Below are 19,407 nucleotides of genomic sequence, written 5' to 3'. Positions count from 1 at the left end.
TGGCAAAGTCGTGACCGCACATAGCCGCTTGCCGCCGGCACTCAACGTCATTGCATTCACGAGCTTTGCCGCGAGCCTGTCGGGGCGCGCACTCGATCCCGTGATGCCGCACGTCGCCGACGACCTCGGCATCAGCATCGCAATCTCCGCCAGCTTTGCGGCCGTGTTCGCCTTTACCTTCGCGATCGTCCAGCCGCTGGTAGGCGCTGCTGCCGACCTGTTCGGCAAGGCGCGGTTGATGATCGCCTGCCTGGTGCTGCTCGGGATCGCTAATATCCTCGGCGCGCTGGCGACATCGTTCCCGATGCTGTTTGCGACACGCATCATTGCCGGCATCGGCGCGGGCGGCGTGTTTCCGGTGGCGCTCGGGCTGACCAGCGACCTGGTGGCGCCGGACAAGCGGCAGGTCGCGATCGGGCGGACGCTCGCCGGTTCCATGAGCGGCAATCTGCTCGGTGCCACAGCCTCGGGCCTGATCGGCGACTTCCTCGGCTGGCGCGGCGTGCTTGCGGTGCTCGGCGCGCTGGTCGTGCTGGCTTCACTCGCAGCGGTCGCCGGCTTTCGCGGCGCGGAGCTGGCGCATCCGCCGAAGACAAGCCTCTCCGCCTTGAAGCACGGCTACCGGACCATCTTCACCAATCCGAACGCACCCATCTGCTATTCGGCTGTCTTCATCGAGGGCTGCTGCGTGCTCGGCCTGTTTCCATTCGTGGCGTCGTTCCTGTTCGATATCGGCGAGACCTCGCTGTCGATCGCAGGCATCGTCATCGCGGGCTTTGCGGTGGGCGGCCTCTTCTACACCATGACTGTGTCGCGCTTTCTCCCACGGCTCGGCGTCAAGGGCATGATGATCGCCGGCGCGACGCTGGTCGGCGTCCAGCTTGTTGCGGTGGCGTTCGGTCCTGGCTGGAAGATCCAAGCACTCAATTTGTTGGTGATGGGCTGGGGCTTCTACATGATCCACGGCTGCCTGCAGGTGTTCGCCAGCGAATTATCGGTGGAGGCACGCGCGACCGCGATGTCCCTGCATTCGTTCTTCTTCTTCATGGGGCAGACCGTAGGCCCGATTGCCTACGGCTTCGGCCTCGCGCATGCCGGCAAGGTGCCGACGTTGCTGACGTCAGCCGCAATCATGGTCGCGCTCGGACTGGTCTGCGCAACATTGCTGAAGCCGAGGACTCCGGCCGACGCCGCTGCTCGTCCCGACGTCGAGTCCTGACGCCACGCGAGCCTGGCGCGGCACGGACATCTGTAAGCGACCGTCATTGCGAGCGTAGCGGCGTAGCGAAGCAATCCATGTCCCCGCCTGGGACAAATGGATTGCTTCGTCGCTATCGCTCCTCGCAATGACGGAACGCTCACGACGCCTGCGCGTCCCCCGGGGGGCGAAGATATCTTAGATATCAGTTCTTGCTTTTACGACATCATTAGTTAGGATCGAAACACGATATTTGATGCGCGCTGGGAAACACTTCGGCGGCCAGGCTGATGATCACTGCAGGACAAATGCGGGCGGCCAGGGGTCTGTTGGGAATTGACCAACGGCAGCTTGCTGATCTCTCGGGACTGTCGGTTCCTACGATCCAACGCATGGAAGCGAGCGACACCGTGGTTCGCGGCAACGTCGATTCGCTGATGAAGTTGATCACCGCCCTCGAGAAAGCCGGGGTCGAACTGATCAACGAGGGGACGGCGAGCAGCGGGCAGGGCCGCGGGGTGCGGCTGAAGGATCGGGCGGCATCAGACAATGCCTCGCCAGGTGATCGTTCCAACGACAAGGTGGCGGGAGGTCGGATGCCCTGATGATGTCGGCGGTCGCTCTCCAGATGTCGTGCGTCGCGGCGCTCCTGGCGGCTGCCGCGCTGGCGATCGTGTTGAGCCGCTCAAGGAATGCCGCCGGCGTCGTCTACGGCATGACCATGACCATCTCCGTCGTCGCGACTGCAGCCGCGATGAACTGGCTGATCAGGGGCGCGCCGGAAACCTCTGCGCTCGTCCTGCCGGTCGGGCTGCCATGGCTCGGCGCGCATTTCCGCCTGGATAATCTCGCTTCCTTCTTTCTGGTCGTCGTCAATTTCGGTGGAGCGGCCGCAAGCCTCTACGGTCTTGGTTACGGCCACCATGAAACCGAGCCGCATCGGGTGCTTCCGTTCTTTCCGGCGTTTCTTGCCGGCATGAACCTCGTGATCCTGGCCGACGATGCGTTTTCCTTCTTGCTCTGCTGGGAGTTCATGTCGCTGGCGTCATGGGCGCTGGTGCTCGCGCATCACCGCGAACCCGGAAATGCCACGGCGGGTTACGTCTACCTGGTGATGGCAAGCTTCGGCACGCTGGCGCTGCTGCTGGCCTTTGGCCTCCTGGCGGGACCGGCGGGCGATTATGGATTTGCGGCCATCCGCGCCGCACAACATGCGCCCGGCGCCGTCGGACTGGTGCTGATCCTGATGCTGCTCGGTGCCGGCTCCAAGGCCGGCCTGGTGCCATTGCACGTCTGGCTGCCGCTGGCGCATCCGGCGGCTCCGAGCCACGTCTCGGCACTGATGAGCGGTGTCATGACCAAGGTCGCGATCTACGGCTTCATCCGTGTGATCTTCGATCTGCTGGGACAGCCGGCCTGGTGGATGAGCGTGATCGTTCTTTTCCTCGGCGCCGTCACGGCCATGATGGGGATTCTCTACGCCATGATGGAGCAGGACCTGAAGCGTCTGTTGGCCTATAGCACCATCGAAAACGTCGGCGTGATCTTCGTCGGTCTCGGCCTTGCGCTGGGGTTCCAGGCCAACGGCATGCGCCTCGCGGCCGCGCTCGCGTTGACCGCCGCGCTGTTTCACGTGCTCAACCACTCGCTGTTCAAGAGCCTGTTGTTCTTCGGAGCCGGCGCCGTGCTGACCTCGACCGGCGAGAGGAACATGGACAAACTGGGCGGCCTGATCCACCGCATGCCAAAGACGAGCTTCGCCGCGCTGGTCGGCTGCGTCGCGATCTCGGCGCTTCCGCCATTCAACGGCTTCGTGTCGGAATGGCTGATGTTCCAGGCCGTGCTGCAAAGTCCGGACCTGCCGCAATGGGCGCTGAAGATCATGGTGCCCGCGGTCGGTGCTGCGCTGGCCCTTGCGGCAGCGCTGGCGGCGGCCTGTTTCGTCAAGGCTTATGGCGTTACGTTCCTCGGGCGGCCGCGCAGCGCGCCGGCGGACGCGGCGGGCGAAGTCGACCGCTACTCGCTCGCCGCGATGTTTGTCCTTGCCGGCCTGTGCCTGTTTACCGGCATCCTGCCAGGACTGGTGATCGACGCGCTCTCGCCCGTGTGCATCGACATCCTCGGTGGCCGCATGCCGATCCAGGTCAACGAGGCCTGGCTTTCGATCGTGCCGATCGCGGACAGCCGCAGTTCGTATAACGGACTGCTGGTGATGGTGTTCATCACGATCTGCGCTTCGTCGGCCGCGTTCTTCATTCATCGCTTCGCCTCCCGCGCGCTGCGGCGAGGGCCGGCGTGGGGCTGCGGATTTTCCGATCCCGTGCCGGCTGCGCAATATTCCGGCGAAAGCTTTGCTCAGCCGATCCGCCGCGTATTCGGCACGCTGGCCTTCCATGCGCGCGATCACGTCGAGATGCCGCCGCCCGGCGACGTCAGGCCGGCGCGGCTCAGGATCGAACTGCATGACCTGATCTGGGAGCGAGGCTATCGGCCGATCGCAGGCGCCGTCGCCTTCTCAGCCGGGTGGCTCAATCGTCTGCAATTCCTGACGATCCGCCGCTATCTCAGTCTCGTCTTCGCGACCCTCGTCACGCTGCTGCTGGTGCTCGCGATATGGTCGTGATCTCCGACATCATGGTTCAGGGCGCGCAGATGCTGCTGGTGCTGCTGCTTGCGCCGCTGCTGACCGGCTTCGTGCGCAAGGTCAAGGCCCGCCTGGTGCGCCGGGAGGGAGCTTCGGTCTTTCAGCCTTACCGCGATTTGCTGCGGTTGATGCGCAAGGAAGTGGTGCTCGCCGACAACGCCTCGTGGCTGTTCCGGGTAACGCCCTACGTGACCTTTGCCGCGATCTGGGTGGCCGCCGCCCTGGTGCCGACGTTTGCGACTGGCCTGCTGTTCAACTGGACGGCGGACCTGATCGCCATCGTCGCGCTGCTGGGAAGCGCGCGCTTCTTCCTGGCGCTCGCGGGCATGGATGTCGGCACCAGCTTCGGCGGCATCGGCTCCAGCCGTGAAGTGATGATCGCCGCGCTGGCAGAGCCGGCGATGCTGCTGATGGTGTTCTGCCTGGCGCTGGTGGCCGGTTCGACGCAATTGTCGACGGTCGCAAACGTCCTGGCTTCGTCCTACGTCGGATTGCGGGTGTCGCTTGGGATGGCGTTGATTGCGCTGATCATGGTCGCGCTCGCGGAGAACGGGCGCATCCCGATCGACAATCCAGCGACGCATCTCGAACTGACCATGGTCCATGAGGCGATGGTTCTCGAATATTCGGGGCGCCATCTCGCGATGATCGAATTCGGCGCCTTCCTCAAGCTCCTGCTGTACATATCGTTGATCGCCTGCGTGTTCATGCCCTGGAAGATCGCGGTGTTCGGCTCCGGCCTGGTGGCCTACGCCGTCGGCGCCGGCGCCTATGTCGTCAAGCTCGTGGTTGCAGGTTTCCTGCTCGCGCTATTTGAGACCGCGACGGCGAAGATGCGGGTTTTCCGTATTCCGCAATTTCTCGGCGCAGCCCTGATGCTCGGTCTGCTCGGAACGCTGTTGCTGTTCGTGTCGAGGAGCTTCTGATGCAATTGCACAGCCTCGCCTTCGACGTTTCCCACACGCTCGCCGGCGGGCTCGTCCTGATCAGCTTCCTGATGCTGTATCAGGACCGGCTCTATTCGCTGCTCAACGTCTTTGCGCTGCACGCTCTGGTGCTGGCGCTTTCGGTCGCCTGGCAGGCCTTCGTCCAGAATGCGCCGCATCTCTACGTCACCGCGGTCATCGCGCTGGTGTTCAAGGCGATCATCATCCCGGTGGCGCTGCACCGCATCGTGCAGCGGCTCGGGATTCACCGCGACATCGAATCGGCCGTGGGGATCGGTCCGACCATGCTTGCCGGGATGGGGCTGGTTGCGCTTTCGATGGTCCTGATGCTGCGGGTCACGCCGGAGGCCGATCCACTGGCGCGCGAGGATTTGGCGTTCGCGTTGTCGGTCGTGCTGCTTGGACTGTTGGTCATGGTGACCCGGCGCAACGCCGTGAGCCAGGTCGTCGGCTTCATGTCGCTGGAGAACGGGCTGGTGCTGGCGGCCACCGGCGCCAAGGGCATGCCGCTGGTCGTCGAGATCAGCGTGGCGTTCTCGATCCTGATTGCGTTCATCGTGATCGGGATCTTCCTGTTCCGGATCCGGGAGCGGTTCGATTCCGTCGATGTCTCCACCCTCGACGACTTCCGGGGAGAGCGGCGATGACCGGGTTCTCGTTCGATCCAGCGGCGGCCGTGCTGTGGATTCCGGCCGCATCAGCGCTGCTGCTGGCGGCGCTGCCGGACTACCGCCTGACGGCGCGCCTCAACATCGTGGCTAGTCTGGCGACCTTCGTTGCCGCGCTGTCGCTGTTCCTGATCGATCGTCCGCTGCCCGGGGCCTACCTGCTGGTGGACGACCTCAACATCGTCTTCATCGTCCTCAACACCTTCGTCGGATTCACGACCAGTATCTTCAGCGCGGGCTATATCGCGCATGAACTTGAAACCGGGCGGCTGACGCCGGTCTATCTGCGCTTCTACCACGCGATGTATCAGACCATGATGTTCGGCATGAATCTCGCGTTCGTGTCGAACAATATCGGGCTGATGTGGGTCGCAGTCGAGGTGGCGACGCTGACCACGGTCCTGATGGTCGGCATCTACCGTACGCATGCGGCGCTCGAGGCGGCCTGGAAGTATTTTATCCTCGGCAGCGTCGGAATCGCATTCGCGCTGTTCGGCACGATCCTGGTCTACATGGCGGCGCGACCGGTGGTGGGCGAGGGGCCGGACGCCATGGTGTGGACGGTGCTGGTCGGGCAGACCGCGAAATTCGACCCGGCATTGCTCAACGTCGCCTTCGTCTTCCTGCTGCTCGGCTACGGCACGAAGGTCGGGCTGGCGCCGCTGCACGCGTGGCTTCCCGACGCGCATGCGGAAGGCCCGACGCCGATATCGGCGGTGTTGTCGGGGCTCCTGCTCAACGTCGCGCTCTATGCGTTGCTACGTTTCAAGATCCTGCTGGCTGCCAGCCCGGGGGCGATTGCGCCGGGCCCCCTGATGGTGACGATGGGGCTCATTTCCGTCGTCTTCGCGGCGTTCATGCTTTACCGGCGGCGCGATATCAAGCGCCTGTTCGCGTACTCGTCGATCGAGCACATGGGCATCATCGTGTTCGCATTCGGGATGGGCGGTCCGCTGGCCAATTTCGCCGGGCTGCTGCACATGGTGATGCACAGCCTGACCAAGTCTGCGATCTTCTTTGCGGTCGGGCACATCTCGCAGATCAAGGGCACGCAGCGGATTGCGCGGATACGCGGATTGACGGTGACCCATCCGGCGCTCGGGTGGGGGCTCGTGGTCGGCGTCGTGGCGATTGCCGGACTCCCGCCGCTCGGCATCTTCATGAGCGAGTTCCTGGTCGTGAGCTCGACCTTCGCGCGGCAGCCTTTGCTTGCGCTCGTGCTGGTCTTCGGCATCCTGGTCGCGTTCGGCGCGCTGATCCTTCGCCTGACCAACGTCGCATTCGGCGAGCCGCGCGGCAGCAAGGCGCCGGCAGAGGGGTCGTATCTTCCGATGTTCGCGCACCTCGCGCTGGTGCTGATCGCAGGCATCTACCTTCCTGGACCTTTGGTCGACTGGTTCCAGCATGTGGCACGGCTGCTTGGATAGATTGAGGAGGTCAGGCTATGCCCTCGCTGATTGATCTCGTCCGGAGCGGCCGGACGGCCGAGCAACATGCGCCCTGGCGACGAGCGATCGTCGACGCCAAGACCTGGAATCTTGCAGCCTCCGAACTCGCGTCGGGCCAGTGGAGCCTGCTGGGCCTGTGGGGCGAGCAGGCGATGGTGCACACGGCGATCCTGGACGATGAGACCGCGGAGGTCGCGGTCCTCAGCCTCGGGTGTCCGGACCGGCGCTTTCCGTCGATCGGGCAGCATCACCCGCCGGCGCTTCGCCCTGAGCGCGCCATCACCGATCTGTTCGGCCTTACGGCGGAAGGCTCACCCGACGCGCGCTCGTGGCTTGACCACGGCGAATGGGGAGTCCGGCATCCGCTCGGCGATCCCATCGCTTCGGCTGGCGCCTCGACCGCGTACGCGTTTCTTCCCGCGGAAGGCCCTGGCCTGCATCAGATCGCGGTCGGGCCGGTCCATGCCGGCATCATCGAACCAGGGCATTTCCGCTTCACCGCGAGCGGGGAGACCGTGGTCCGGCTCGAGCAGCGGCTGGGTTACGTCCACAAGGGCATCGACGGGCTGATGACGGGTGCGGAGATCGATCGGGCGGTCCGGCTTGCCGGCCGTGTCTCCGGAGACAGCACGGTTGCCTATGCGTTTGCGTTCTCGCAAGCGGTGGAAGCGGCGCTGGGAGTGAACGTGCCGTCGCGTGCGGTCTGGCTGCGCGCGCTGCTCGCGGAACTCGAGCGGCTCGCCAACCATCTGGGCGATATCGGCGCCATCTGCAACGATGCGTCATTCAATCTGATGCAGGCGCATTGCAATGTGTTGCGTGAGGGGATTCTCCGCGCCGCCGATGTTGCCTTCGGCCACCGCCTGATGAGGGATATCATCGTTCCCGGCGGCATCGTCCGCGATCTCGACGCGAACGGACGAGCGGCGATCCGTACGGCGGTCGACGATATCAAACGTCGCTTCCCCGAACTGATCGAACTTTACGACAACACGGCCTCTCTGCAGGACCGCACCGTCACGACCGGCATCGTGCCGGCGGCTCTTGCCAAACAATATGCTGCGGGCGGCTATGTGGGGCGCGCGTCCGGACGCGCGTTCGATGCCCGTCGTCGTCCGGGCTACGCGCCGTACGATGCGCTGCGCTTCGAAGTGCCGGTGCTCGAGGACGGCGATGTGAATGCTCGCGTCTGGATCCGGATTCGCGAAGTCGAGCAGAGTGTGTCCTTGACAGGCCAGATCCTGGACCGGCTTCCCGACGGCCCGCTGCGCGCGCCCGTTTCCGCGGACGCGGCATCACGCGAGGGCGCGGCACTGGTCGAGGGCTTCAGGGGCGACATCCTGGCGTGGATCCGGCTCAGCGACGGCCGGGTGGAGCGTTGCTACCTGCGCGATCCATCCTGGTTTCAGTGGCCGCTGCTCGAAGCCGCAATCGAGAACAACATCGTTGCCGATTTTCCACTCTGCAACAAATCGTTCAACTGCTCCTATTCCGGGCATGATCTCTAGGAGAAGACATGCGCAAGCTTCTCTTTCAGAGTCTGTTCCGAAGTCCGCTGGCGGAGCAGCCGCCGCTGCCCGAACAGGCCGCGGTCGACGAACTGGCGGCGGCCGTCCAGCGCGCGGCGCGGCAACGCCTTGGCAGAAGCCTGTCGGTCCGCGAAATCGATGCCGGCTCGTGCAACGGCTGCGAGCTCGAGATTCACGCGCTGAGCAACGCGTATTACGACGTCGAGCGGTTCGGGATCCGCTTCGTCGCCTCGCCGCGGCACGCGGACGTCCTGATGGTTACCGGGCCCGTGACGAAGAACATGCGTGAGGCATTGGAGCGGACCTATCATGCCACTCCCAATCCGAAATGGGTCGTTGCCGTCGGCGATTGCGCCCGCGATGGCGGGTGTTTTGCCGGCAGCTATGCGGTCGTCGGCGGGGTCTCGCGGGTCATCCCCGTCGACCTCCATGTTCCCGGTTGCCCGCCATCGCCGGTCAAGATCCTGCAGGGACTTCTCTCCCTGCTCGATCGTGTGACCGCAAGCGACACTTCCAGTTGAGGGGCTGGGAACGACTTCAGCTGTTCCAGGCCGGCCTGATTGCCGGGTGTGTTCAAGTCGCGGTCGTCCTCGTAGTGACGCCGCTGGTCATCTCCTACGCGCCGGGCTCCGATAATGCCTCGGGTTCGTCCGATTCCGACCAGCTATTGCCCGTCGTTGCGTCGCTGCGATTGATCTACCTCTTGCTCGCTGTGGGGGTGGCGCTGACGAAGCATCGTTATGTTGCGTTGACCAGCGCGCGAATCCGTCACGCCTCGCGCCTGACGTCTCCTTCCGAACCGGAGCGAACAGCCGGCACGCTTGCCATATGTCTGTTGGTTGCAGCCTTCGGATGCGCGTCGTTTGCGCTCCAGCCGCCGCCGGACGCCTTGACGGCCATGAATTGGCATCTCGGCGCCCATGAGGCCGGCCCGATCGTGTGGCCGGCATTGATGAGCCTTGGGGTAGCGGGCTTCGGCTCAAGCGCCCATGCCGTCGTCGACGCGTATCGAGCTTGAGCGCGAACAGGGCGGTTCAGCCCCGCCCGCGATAGGGCGCGACGCCCTGATCTGGGACCCAGATGCCCTTGGGCAGGCGGCCGGTCTGGAAGAACACGTCGATCGGGATGCCGCCGCGCGGATACCAGTAGCCGCCGATGCGGAGCCATTTCGGCTTGATCTCGTTCGCGATCCGCTTGCCGATCATCACCGTGCAGTCCTCGTGAAAGGCGCCATGGTTGCGGAAGCTCGCAGCATAGAGCTTGAGCGATTTTGACTCCAGCAGCCAGCGGTTCGGCACGTAGTCGATGACGAGATGCGCGAAATCCGGCTGGCCCGTTACCGGGCAGATCGACGTGAATTCCGGCACGGCGAACCGCACCAGATAGTCGGTGCCTGCCTGCGGGTTGGGAACACGATCGAGCTTGGCTTCCTCCGGCGTATGCGGCCATTCCACGGCGCGGCCAAGCTGCAGGTCGGATGGCAATTGCGGTTTCCCGGGCTTTTTCGACATGACGATCTCCGTTGCCGCGGTAATAGCCAATTGTGTCGGCAAGGTCACGCGAAGGAACCGGTCTTTTCTGACCGGAAGCCTTGCTGTAGAAGCAGCGCCAACCGATCCCCGCATACCCTGCAGAAGAGGTTCTCATGACTGCCATCGTCGACATCATCGGCCGCGAAATTCTCGATAGCCGCGGCAATCCCACGGTCGAGGTCGATGTGGTGCTGGAGGACGGTGCGATCGGCCGCGCCGCGGTGCCGTCGGGCGCCTCCACCGGCGCACACGAGGCCGTCGAGCTGCGCGACGGCGACAAGGCGCGGTATCTCGGCAAGGGCGTGCAGAAGGCGGTCGGAGCCGTCAACGGCGAGATCTTCGAGGCGCTCAGCGACCATGCGGTCGAGGACCAGGTCCGCATCGATCAGATCATGATCGACCTCGATGGCACGCCGAACAAGAGCCGGCTCGGAGCCAATGCCATTCTCGGCGTCTCGCTCGCCTGCGCCAAGGCGGCCGCTGAATCCTTCGACATGCCGCTCTATCGCTATGTCGGCGGCACCTCGGCGCGAACGCTGCCGGTGCCGATGATGAACATCATCAATGGCGGCGTGCATGCGGACAATCCGATCGACTTCCAGGAGTTCATGATCCTGCCGGTCGGCGCGGAAACCTTCGCCGACGCGCTGCGCTGCGGCTCGGAAATCTTCCACACACTGCGCGGCGAATTGAAGAAGGCCGGCCACAACACCAATGTCGGCGACGAAGGCGGCTTTGCGCCGAACCTGCCGACCGCGGACGCCGCCCTCGACTTCATCGTCAATGCGATCGGCAAGGCCGGCTACAAGGCCGGCGACAACGTGATGCTCGGGCTCGACTGTGCCTCCACTGAATTCTTCAAGGACGGCAAATATGTCTATGGCGGCGAGAACAAGACGCGCTCCCGCTCCGAGCAGGCCAAATATCTCGCCGATCTCGTCTCGCGTTATCCGATCGTCACCATCGAGGACGGCATGTCCGAAGACGACATGGAGGGCTGGAAGGAACTGACCGATCTGATCGGCGGCAAGTGCCAGCTCGTCGGCGATGATCTGTTCGTCACCAATGTGACGCGACTTGCCGACGGCATCCGAAGCGGCCGCGCCAATTCGATCCTGATCAAGGTGAACCAGATCGGCACGCTCACGGAGACGCTCGCGGCCGTCGAGATGGCAAGCAAGGCCGGCTACACCTCGGTGATGTCGCACCGTTCCGGCGAGACGGAAGATTCCACCATCGCCGACCTCGCGGTCGCGACCAACTGCGGACAGATCAAGACCGGTTCGTTGGCGCGCTCCGACCGCACGGCGAAATACAATCAGCTCTTGCGCATCGAGCAGCAGCTCGGCAAGCAGGCGAAGTACGCGGGCAGGGCGGCGTTCAAGGCGCTGGCATAACGCCCACCACGCGCACACGAGGACATCGTCTGCGCGCTCGCGGGCCGGGTGCCACCCCGAAGCGACGCTTTCAACCCTTGTTTGTCCCGGCCGCTCCACCTAACTGAGGGCGGCCTGACAACAAGCAAGGGAGGGGTACGGATGGCATCCGACGGCAAGACTGGACTTCAGCTCCGTTCACTGATCAAGAAGAGTGGCGAACTCGAAATCTCGCTGGTGGAAGTGCCGGTCCCCGAGCCGGGTCCCGACGAGATCGTGGTCCGGGTCGAGGCGACGCCGATCAACCCCTCCGATCTCGGCCTCCTGATCGGCCCTGCGGACCTCTCGACCGCCAAGGCGTCCGGCACCAAGGAATCTCCTGTCATTGCCGCGAAGGTGCCGCAGGCAGCGCTTGGCGGGCTCGCGGCGCGGCTCGATCAGTCGATGCCGGTCGGCAATGAGGGCGCCGGCGTGGTGGTGAAGACCGGATCGTCTGATGCAGCGAAGGCGCTGCTCGGCAAGACGGTCGCGCTGCTCGGCGGCGCCATGTATGCGCAGTATCGCGTGGCGCGGGCGAGGGAGGCGCTGGTACTGCCCGAGGGCACCACGCCCGCCGAAGGCGCCTCCTGCTTCGTCAATCCGCTGACCGCGCTTGGCATGACCGAGACCATGCGGCGCGAGGGCCACAAGGCGCTGGTGCATACGGCGGCGGCCTCCAATCTCGGCCAGATGCTGAACAAGATCTGCCTCAAGGACGGCATTCCCCTGGTCAACATCGTGCGCAGCAAGGCGCAGGCCGACATCCTTCACAAGATCGGCGCCAAGCACGTCGTCGATTCCGCCGCGCCGACATTCGTCGACGATCTCACCAACGCCCTGGTCGAGACCGGCGCCACCATCGCCTTCGATGCGATCGGCGGCGGCAGGCTCGCCGGCCAGATCCTCAACGCGATGGAAGTCGCGATCAACAGGACCGCCAAGGAATACAGCCGCTACGGCTCGGCCGTGCACAAGCAGATCTATATCTATGGCAGTCTCGACACCGGCCCGATCGAACTGCCGCGCGGCTTCGGCATGGCCTGGGGCGTCGGCGGCTGGCTCCTGACCTACTTCCTGCAGAAGCTGCCGCCAGCGGATTTCGCGAGGTTGCGCCAGCGCGTGGTCAACGAACTCAAGACCACCTTCGCAAGCCATTACACGCAAGTGGTGTCGCTGCAGGAAGCGCTGTCGCTTGCCAACATCGCCGTTTATGCCAAGCGCGCCACCGGCGAGAAATTCCTGATCAATCCGAACAAGGGGTGAGAGCCTCTCCCCCACGTCGTCCCGGGCTTGACCCGGGACCCATAACCACAGGCCTTTGTGATGTGCTCCACTGCAACGGCTTGCTCGCGCAACGACAACTCCCTGTGGTTATGGGTTCCTGCTTTCGCAGGGACGACGCCGCGGGATTGGTAAAGCGCGGCTAGGCTCACTTCCGCGAACGCTGTGTTTCCGCAATTGCATGTTCCATGCACTTGCATTCTTTTCCGCGCGGCGGCTTAAGTCGCCCTTGAACTCGTCCATCGAAGGGAACCCAAATGGCCTACACCGTCGTGACCATCGCAGGCAGCCTGCGCAAGGAAAGCTTCTCGCTGAAGATTGCAAAGGCGCTGGCAAAGCTCGCGCCGTCCTCGCTGAAGCTCGACGTCATCACCCCGCAGGGCATTTCCTTCTTCAACCAGGACCTGGAGGCCAACCCGCCGGCCGACTGGCTGTCGTTCCGGGAGAAGCTGCAGCAGTCGAACGGCATCCTGTTCGTGACGCCGGAATACAACCGTTCGATCCCGGGCGTGTTGAAGAACGCCATCGACGTCGGCTCGCGGCCCTATGGCAAGAGCTCGTTCAACGGCAAGCCGGTCGGCATCGTCAGCAATTCGCCGGGGCCGCTCGGCGGCGTGTCGGCCGCCAAGCACCTGCAGAACATCCTGCCGGGGATTACGGGTCCGATCCTGCAGCAGCCGGAGATCTATCTGAACGGGATCGGCGACGCCTTCGACGCCAATGGCGAGCTCACCAAGGAGTCGCTGCGGCCGGTGTTGCAGCAGTACATCGACGCATTCGCAGCCCACGTCGAGAAGCACAACAAATAGCGCCTATTCCGCAAAAATGGCCGCCGGTTTTGCGAAAAGAATAGGCGCAAAACAAAGGCTTTAGGAAACCATTAACCGCGGCGTCTCAAGCTGGCGGCATGGTCTCCCGCACGCGCCTCAAATCGATCCTGACCGGGCTCGCCCTCTACACGATGGCGGCCCTGATGATCGGCTATTTCGGCGTCAACGCCTATACCGGCAAATACGGCTTGAACGCGCGACAGGAGCTCGACCAGGAGATCATCGCGCTGACCTCCGAACTGGCGCGATTGAAGAGGGAGCGCGCCGAAGGCGAGCAGCGCGTCTCCTTGCTCCGTTCCGAGAGCCTCGACCCTGACATGCTGGACGAGCGCGCCCGCTACCAGCTCGACTACGCCAACCCGCGCGACCTGGTGCGGACCAGCCGGCCGAACTGATTGTCGGGCCGTCCCAATTGCCATAAGGTATTAGAAGCGTTTTAGAGCGCAGTGCGCCCCGTTGGGGTAATAAGAACGCGTCAAACGCCAGCGAGCTCCGCGATGGCGGTCCAGCTCCTACCGTGACTGACTTTGACGAAGGTCAAGGGAGGCATGGTCCGCGTGCCCTAACAATGGGTCAAGGGAGGGAGTGTCAGCGGGATGAAGGAGCTTAAGCTCGCTCATCACGCGGCCCGCGTCGAGGCCGCGATCGAATCCGGCCAGGCCGCGCGATCCGCGCTCGTGGCCTCATGGCGCCGCTCTTCCCGGTTGCACCAGCTTGATCCCGCCGGAACGCGGCCGCCGCAGCGTCTCACCGAGGCCGAGTTCCGAGAGGCACGGGAGCGCGTCGCGCTGCTGCTGCGCGCCGCACAGGCCGGCATGGATCGGCTGTACCAGGCGGTGGGTGCCGCAGGCTGCTGCGTGCTGCTCGCCGATCGCGATGGCATTCCGCTGGAGCGGCGCGGCAACGCGGCAGACGATTCCACCTTCGAGGCGTGGGGCCTGTGGACCGGTGCGATCTGGAACGAAGAGCACGAGGGCACCAATGGCATCGGCACCTGCCTGGTCGAGCAGCGTGTCCTGACCATCGACCGCGACCAGCATTTCTTCACCCGCAACACGCTTTTGAGCTGCACCGCGGCGCCGATCTATGACGAGCATGCACGGCTCGCCGGCGTGCTCGATGTCTCCTCCTGCCGTGCCGACCGCACCGATGCGTTCGCAAACCTGATTGCGCTCGCGGCCGGCGAGGCGGCGCGGCGGATCGAGGCCGAGCTGTTCCGCAGCGCCTTTGCCAATGCGCGGATCGTGCTGACCTCGCCGACCGAGGCGCATGGTGGCGGCTTGCTCGCAATCGACCGCGACGACCTCGTGATCGGCGCCACGCGTTCGGCGCGGCTGGCTCTCGGCCTCGCGCCCGACCGTACGCTGCGGCCGATTCCGGCGGTGGACTTGCTCGGCGGCCGGGAAGGGGGCTGCGAGCATCTCGGCGATGCGGAGCGCGCGGCGCTGCAGCGGGCGCTGGCACGTGCGCATGGCAATGTCTCGGCGGCGGCGAAAGCGCTCGGCGTCAGCCGCGCCACCCTGCACCGCAAGCTGAAGCGCTTCGGCCTCAAGGCGCACTGACCGCAATCCGCTGTCGCTGGCGGCTTGTGTCGCAGTTCTGCGACAGGTCGGCGCCGCGATCTGGCCTCGCCCGGCTGACATTCTTCAAGCCTCCCGACATGGTTTTGGCGACGTCGCAAGCACCGCGATGTCCAGCAATCAACACATAGCGGGAGTGAAGCATGAACAAGCCTGAATTCCTCACGACATCGACGAACCCCTTTGCGGAGCGCTATGACAATTTCATCGGTGGCCAGTGGGTCGCGCCGCGCGCGGGCAAGTATTTCGACAATGCCTCGCCGGTGACCGGCCAGGTGGTCTGCAAGATCGCGCGCTCGGATGCGCAGGACATCGAGCTCGCGCTGGATGCGGCACATGCCGCCAAGGACGCCTGGGGACGGCATAGCGTCGTCGAGCGCGCCAACATTCTCAACCGGATCGCCGACCGCATGGAGGAGAACCTCGAGCGGCTCGCGATCGCCGAGACTTGGGACAACGGCAAGCCGATCCGCGAGACTCGCGCCGCCGACGTGCCGCTTGCGATCGATCATTTCCGCTACTTCGCCGGCGTCGTGCGGGCGCAGGAGGGGAGCCTCGCCGAGATCGATCACGACACGGTGGCCTATCATTTTCACGAGCCGCTCGGCGTGGTCGGCCAGATCATCCCGTGGAATTTTCCGCTGCTGATGGCGTGCTGGAAACTGGCCCCGGCGCTCGCCGCCGGCAATTGCGTGGTGCTGAAGCCCGCCGAGCAGACACCGGCCTCGATCATGGTCTGGATCGAGCTGGTCGCCGATCTGCTGCCGCCCGGCGTCCTCAACATCGTCAACGGCTTCGGGCTCGAGGCCGGCAAGCCGCTGGCGTCGAGCCCGCGGATCGCCAAGATCGCCTTCACCGGCGAGACCACGACCGGCCGGCTGATCATGCAATACGCCAGCCAGAACCTGATCCCGGTCACGCTGGAGCTCGGCGGCAAGTCGCCGAACATCTTCTTCAAGGACGTGGCGGCGGAAGACGATGATTTCCTCGACAAGGCGATCGAGGGCTTCGTGATGTTCGCGCTGAACCAGGGCGAGGTCTGCACCTGTCCGAGCCGGGCCTTGGTGCAGGAACAGATCTATGAGCGCTTCATGGAGAAGGCACTGAAGCGCGTCTCCGCGATCCAGCAGGGCGATCCGCGCAACCCCGCCACCATGATCGGTGCGCAGGCTTCGAACGAGCAATTGGAGAAAATCCTTTCCTATATCGACATCGGCCAGAAGGAGGGCGCCAGGCTCCTGACCGGCGGTGCCCGCGCCCGGCTTGGTGGCGATCTCGAAGGTGGCTTCTACGTCCAGCCCACCGTGTTCGAGGGCAACAACCGGATGCGGATCTTCCAGGAGGAGATATTCGGCCCAGTGGTGTCGGTGACCACGTTCAAGACCGATGACGAGGCGCTCGCCATCGCCAACGACACGCTCTACGGCCTCGGCGCCGGCGTCTGGAGCCGCGATGCCAACCGCTGCTATCGCTTTGGGCGGGCGATCCAGGCCGGACGCGTCTGGACCAATTGCTACCACGCCTATCCGGCGCACGCGGCGTTCGGCGGCTACAAGCAGTCGGGCATCGGCCGCGAGACCCACAAGATGATGCTCGACCACTATCAGCAGACCAAGAATCTGTTGGTCAGCTACAGCCCGAAGAAGCTGGGATTTTTCTGATAGATAATCGTGACGACGGCGCGATGTCCGTCGCGCCGTCGTCGCGCAATGAAATTCCGAACGACCGCATTATTCGATAGCAATATTTTGATCTGCGCTGCACTGCGGCATAGCATTATTCCATCCGGCGCACGCAATCCTTCCACGGCCGTTTGAGTTGGGATAGAGAGGGCCAAATCGTCCTCCCCCTCTCATCCGGAAATGCCATGGCCGCACCCAAGAAAAGCGTCACAAAGGACTCAGGGCAGGAGAAGGGGAATGGCTCCGGCTCCCCACTGGAATTCACCAAAGAGCAGGAACTGCGCGCGCTGCGCGACATGCTCCTGATTCGCCGCTTCGAGGAGAAGGCCGGCCAGCTCTACGGCATGGGCGCGATCGGCGGCTTCTGCCATCTCTATATCGGCCAGGAAGCCGTCGTCGTGGGCATGCAGATGACCCTGAAGAAGGGTGACCAGGTCATAACCGGGTACCGGGACCACGGGCACATGCTGGCCTGCGGCATGGATCCCAGGGGCGTGATGGCCGAGCTGACCGGACGCCGCGGCGGCTATTCCAAGGGCAAGGGCGGCTCCATGCACATGTTCAGCGTGGCCGAGCACTTCTACGGCGGCCACGGCATCGTCGGCGCCCAGGTCTCGCTCGGCACCGGTCTCGCCTTCGCCAACCGCTACCGCGAGAACGATTTCGTGAGCCTGGCCTATTTCGGCGACGGCGCCGCCAACCAGGGCCAGGTCTATGAAAGCTTCAACATGGCCGAGCTGTGGAAGCTGCCGGTGGTCTACATCATTGAGAACAATCGCTATGCCATGGGCACCTCGGTGGCGCGCTCCTCGGCGCAGACCGATTTCTCCAAGCGCGGCGCCTCCTTCAACATCCCGGGCCGCCAGGTCGACGGCATGGACGTGCGCGCGGTGAAGGCCGCCGGCGACGAGGCGGTTGCCTGGTGCCGCGCCGGCAAGGGGCCCTATATCCTGGAGATGCAGACCTACCGCTACCGCGGCCACTCGATGTCCGATCCGGCCAAGTACCGGACCCGCGAGGAGGTGGAAAAGGTCCGCCATGACCACGATCCGATCGAGCAGGTACGCAATCGGCTGCTCGCCGCCGACGTCAGCGAGCAGGATCTGAAGTCGATCGACGCCAAGGTGCGCGACATCGTCAATGGCGCCGCCGACTTCGCCCAGCACGATCCCGAGCCCGATCCGTCCGAGCTCTACACCGACGTCTACCGCTAAGCGCAGACTGAAAACGAAAGAGTGATCCGGGAGCCGATATGCCCATTCAAGTTCTCATGCCTGCGCTGTCGCCCACGATGGAGAAGGGCAACCTCGCCAAATGGCTGAAAAAGGAAGGCGAGCCGATCAAGTCGGGCGACGTCATCGCCGAGATCGAGACCGACAAAGCCACGATGGAAGTCGAGGCGACCGATGAGGGCACACTTGGCCAGATCCTGATCCCGGAAGGCACCGCCGACGTCGCCGTCAATACGCCGATCGCGACTATCCTGGCCGACGGCGAGAGCGCCGCCGATCTCGCCAAGGCAACCAGCCCGGCAAAGCAGGAGAAGGCGGCGGAGTCCGCACCTCCCGCGCAGGCCAGGACCGAGGCGCCTGCGCCCAAGGCTGAAGAGAAAGCACCGGCCGCGCCGACGTCTGTCAGCGAACCCGAGCCGGAGGTGCCCGCCGGCACCGAGATGATCACGCAGACCATCCGCGAAGCCTTGCGCGATGCGATGGCCGAGGAGATGCGGCGCGATCCGGATGTTTTCCTGATGGGCGAGGAGGTCGCCGAATATCAGGGCGCCTACAAGGTGAGCCAGGGGCTGCTGCAGGAATTCGGTGCGCGGCGGGTGATCGATACGCCGATCACCGAGCATGGCTTTGCCGGCATCGGCATCGGCGCGGCGATGGCGGGGCTGAAGCCGATCGTCGAGTTCATGACCTTCAACTTCGCCATGCAGGCGATGGACCAGCTCATCAACTCCGCCGCCAAGACGCTCTATATGTCGGGTGGCCAGATGGGCTGCTCGATCGTGTTCCGCGGGCCGAACGGCGCCGCCGCCCGCGTCGCTGCTCAGCACAGCCAGGACTATTCGTCCTGGTACTCGCACATCCCGGGCCTGAAGGTGGTCGCGCCGTTCTCGGCCGCCGACTACAAGGGCCTGCTGAAATCAGCGATCCGCGATCCGAACCCGGTGATCTTCCTCGAGAATGAAGTGCTGTATGGCCATTCCGGCGAGGTGCCGAAGCTCGACGACTACATCGTGCCGATCGGCAAGGCGCGCATCGCACGCAAGGGCCAGCACGTCACGATCATCTCATGGTCCAACGGCATGACCTATTCGCTGAAAGCGGCTGACGAACTCGCCAAGGAAGGCATCGAGGCCGAAGTGGTCGATCTGCGCACGCTGCGCCCGATGGACACCGAGACCATCGTCGAGTCCGTCAAGAAGACCGGTCGCGCGGTGACGGTCGAGGAGGGCTGGCAGCAGAGCGGCGTCGGCGCCGAGATCGCCGCCCGCATCATGGAGCACGCTTTCGATTATCTCGATGCGCCGGTTGCGCGCGTCTCCGGCAAGGACGTGCCGATGCCCTATGCAGCCAATCTGGAGAAGATGGCGTTACCTTCGGTCGCCGAGGTGGTGCAAGCCGCCAAGGCCGTTTGTTACCGGTGA

The 19,407-nt window shown here is 64.4% G+C and carries 18 protein-coding genes; 17 read left to right on the top strand and 1 reads right to left on the bottom strand.

The annotated features are described in order from the left end of the window. Window positions 1-10 precede the first annotated feature (10 nt). From I6F35_RS33610 to I6F35_RS33570, 9 genes are all read left to right on the top strand, one after another. The gene (locus tag I6F35_RS33610) at window positions 11-1,219 is read left to right on the top strand and encodes an MFS transporter (RefSeq protein ID WP_225121936.1); all 1,209 of its coding nucleotides are present in this window, start codon (window positions 11-13) and stop codon (window positions 1,217-1,219) included. Between the two features lie 269 nt (window positions 1,220-1,488). After that, complete coding sequence (locus I6F35_RS33605; protein ID WP_225121935.1) at window positions 1,489-1,803, top strand: helix-turn-helix transcriptional regulator; 315 nt, start codon at window positions 1,489-1,491, stop codon at window positions 1,801-1,803. Between the two features lie 2 nt (window positions 1,804-1,805). Then, the gene (gene hyfB, locus I6F35_RS33600; protein ID WP_225121955.1) at window positions 1,806-3,821 is read left to right on the top strand and encodes a hydrogenase 4 subunit B; all 2,016 of its coding nucleotides are present in this window, start codon (window positions 1,806-1,808) and stop codon (window positions 3,819-3,821) included. Beyond that, entirely contained in the window at window positions 3,812-4,768 is a 957-nt protein-coding gene (locus I6F35_RS33595; RefSeq protein WP_225121934.1) for an NADH-quinone oxidoreductase subunit H, read from the top strand. The genes hyfB and I6F35_RS33595 overlap by 10 nt, the downstream gene beginning before the upstream one ends. Continuing rightward, entirely contained in the window at window positions 4,768-5,436 is a 669-nt protein-coding gene (locus I6F35_RS33590) for a hydrogenase-4 component E (RefSeq protein ID WP_225121933.1), read from the top strand. The genes I6F35_RS33595 and I6F35_RS33590 overlap by 1 nt, the downstream gene beginning before the upstream one ends. Further along, a complete protein-coding gene (locus I6F35_RS33585) occupies window positions 5,433-6,884 on the top strand; it encodes a hydrogenase 4 subunit F (RefSeq protein ID WP_225121932.1) in 1,452 nt (483 codons plus the stop codon). The genes I6F35_RS33590 and I6F35_RS33585 overlap by 4 nt, the downstream gene beginning before the upstream one ends. Window positions 6,885-6,901: 17 nt before the next feature. Beyond that, the gene (locus tag I6F35_RS33580; protein WP_225121931.1) at window positions 6,902-8,413 is read left to right on the top strand and encodes an NADH-quinone oxidoreductase subunit C; all 1,512 of its coding nucleotides are present in this window, start codon (window positions 6,902-6,904) and stop codon (window positions 8,411-8,413) included. Between the two features lie 8 nt (window positions 8,414-8,421). Continuing rightward, a complete protein-coding gene (locus tag I6F35_RS33575; RefSeq protein ID WP_225121930.1) occupies window positions 8,422-8,955 on the top strand; it encodes an NADH-quinone oxidoreductase subunit B family protein in 534 nt (177 codons plus the stop codon). After that, complete coding sequence (locus I6F35_RS33570) at window positions 8,874-9,452, top strand: hypothetical protein (RefSeq protein ID WP_225121929.1); 579 nt, start codon at window positions 8,874-8,876, stop codon at window positions 9,450-9,452. Before I6F35_RS33575 ends, I6F35_RS33570 begins: the two co-directional genes overlap by 82 nt. A 16-nt stretch (window positions 9,453-9,468) precedes the next feature. Here the strand turns inward: I6F35_RS33570 and queF are convergent, their stop codons facing one another. Further along, complete coding sequence (gene queF, locus I6F35_RS33565) at window positions 9,469-9,945, bottom strand: preQ(1) synthase (protein WP_225121928.1); 477 nt, start codon at window positions 9,943-9,945, stop codon at window positions 9,469-9,471. 134 nt (window positions 9,946-10,079) lie between these two features. Between queF and eno the strand changes: the two genes are divergently transcribed. The 8 genes from eno to I6F35_RS33525 all read left to right on the top strand — a co-directional run bounded on the left by eno (window position 10,080) and on the right by I6F35_RS33525 (window position 19,407). Beyond that, complete coding sequence (gene eno, locus I6F35_RS33560; protein ID WP_225121927.1) at window positions 10,080-11,363, top strand: phosphopyruvate hydratase; 1,284 nt, start codon at window positions 10,080-10,082, stop codon at window positions 11,361-11,363. A 141-nt stretch (window positions 11,364-11,504) separates the two neighbouring features. Further along, the gene (locus I6F35_RS33555; protein ID WP_225121926.1) at window positions 11,505-12,644 is read left to right on the top strand and encodes a zinc-binding dehydrogenase; all 1,140 of its coding nucleotides are present in this window, start codon (window positions 11,505-11,507) and stop codon (window positions 12,642-12,644) included. 275 nt (window positions 12,645-12,919) lie between these two features. Beyond that, on the top strand, window positions 12,920-13,471 hold the full coding sequence (locus tag I6F35_RS33550; protein ID WP_225121925.1) for an NADPH-dependent FMN reductase: 552 nt from the start codon (window positions 12,920-12,922) through the stop codon (window positions 13,469-13,471). Window positions 13,472-13,569: 98 nt separating this feature from the next. Then, a complete protein-coding gene (locus I6F35_RS33545) occupies window positions 13,570-13,887 on the top strand; it encodes a septum formation initiator family protein (protein WP_225121924.1) in 318 nt (105 codons plus the stop codon). A gap of 201 nt (window positions 13,888-14,088) precedes the next feature. Further along, window positions 14,089-15,054: a helix-turn-helix domain-containing protein gene (locus I6F35_RS33540; protein ID WP_225121923.1), complete on the top strand. Its 966-nt coding sequence runs from the start codon at window positions 14,089-14,091 to the stop codon at window positions 15,052-15,054. Between the two features lie 161 nt (window positions 15,055-15,215). After that, on the top strand, window positions 15,216-16,733 hold the full coding sequence (adh, locus tag I6F35_RS33535; protein ID WP_225121922.1) for an aldehyde dehydrogenase: 1,518 nt from the start codon (window positions 15,216-15,218) through the stop codon (window positions 16,731-16,733). Between the two features lie 206 nt (window positions 16,734-16,939). Continuing rightward, complete coding sequence (pdhA, locus tag I6F35_RS33530; protein WP_225121921.1) at window positions 16,940-17,968, top strand: pyruvate dehydrogenase (acetyl-transferring) E1 component subunit alpha; 1,029 nt, start codon at window positions 16,940-16,942, stop codon at window positions 17,966-17,968. Window positions 17,969-18,006: 38 nt separating this feature from the next. Next, window positions 18,007-19,407, top strand: coding sequence for a pyruvate dehydrogenase complex E1 component subunit beta (locus tag I6F35_RS33525; RefSeq protein ID WP_225121920.1), 1,401 nt, complete (start codon window positions 18,007-18,009; stop codon window positions 19,405-19,407).

It is taken from the genome of Bradyrhizobium sp. BRP22, assembly GCF_020194175.1.
In the GTDB taxonomy this organism is placed as follows: Bacteria; Pseudomonadota; Alphaproteobacteria; order Rhizobiales; family Xanthobacteraceae; genus Bradyrhizobium.
The sequence above is the reverse complement of the archived record's forward strand: the minus strand, read 5'-3'. Positions and strand labels throughout refer to the sequence as shown.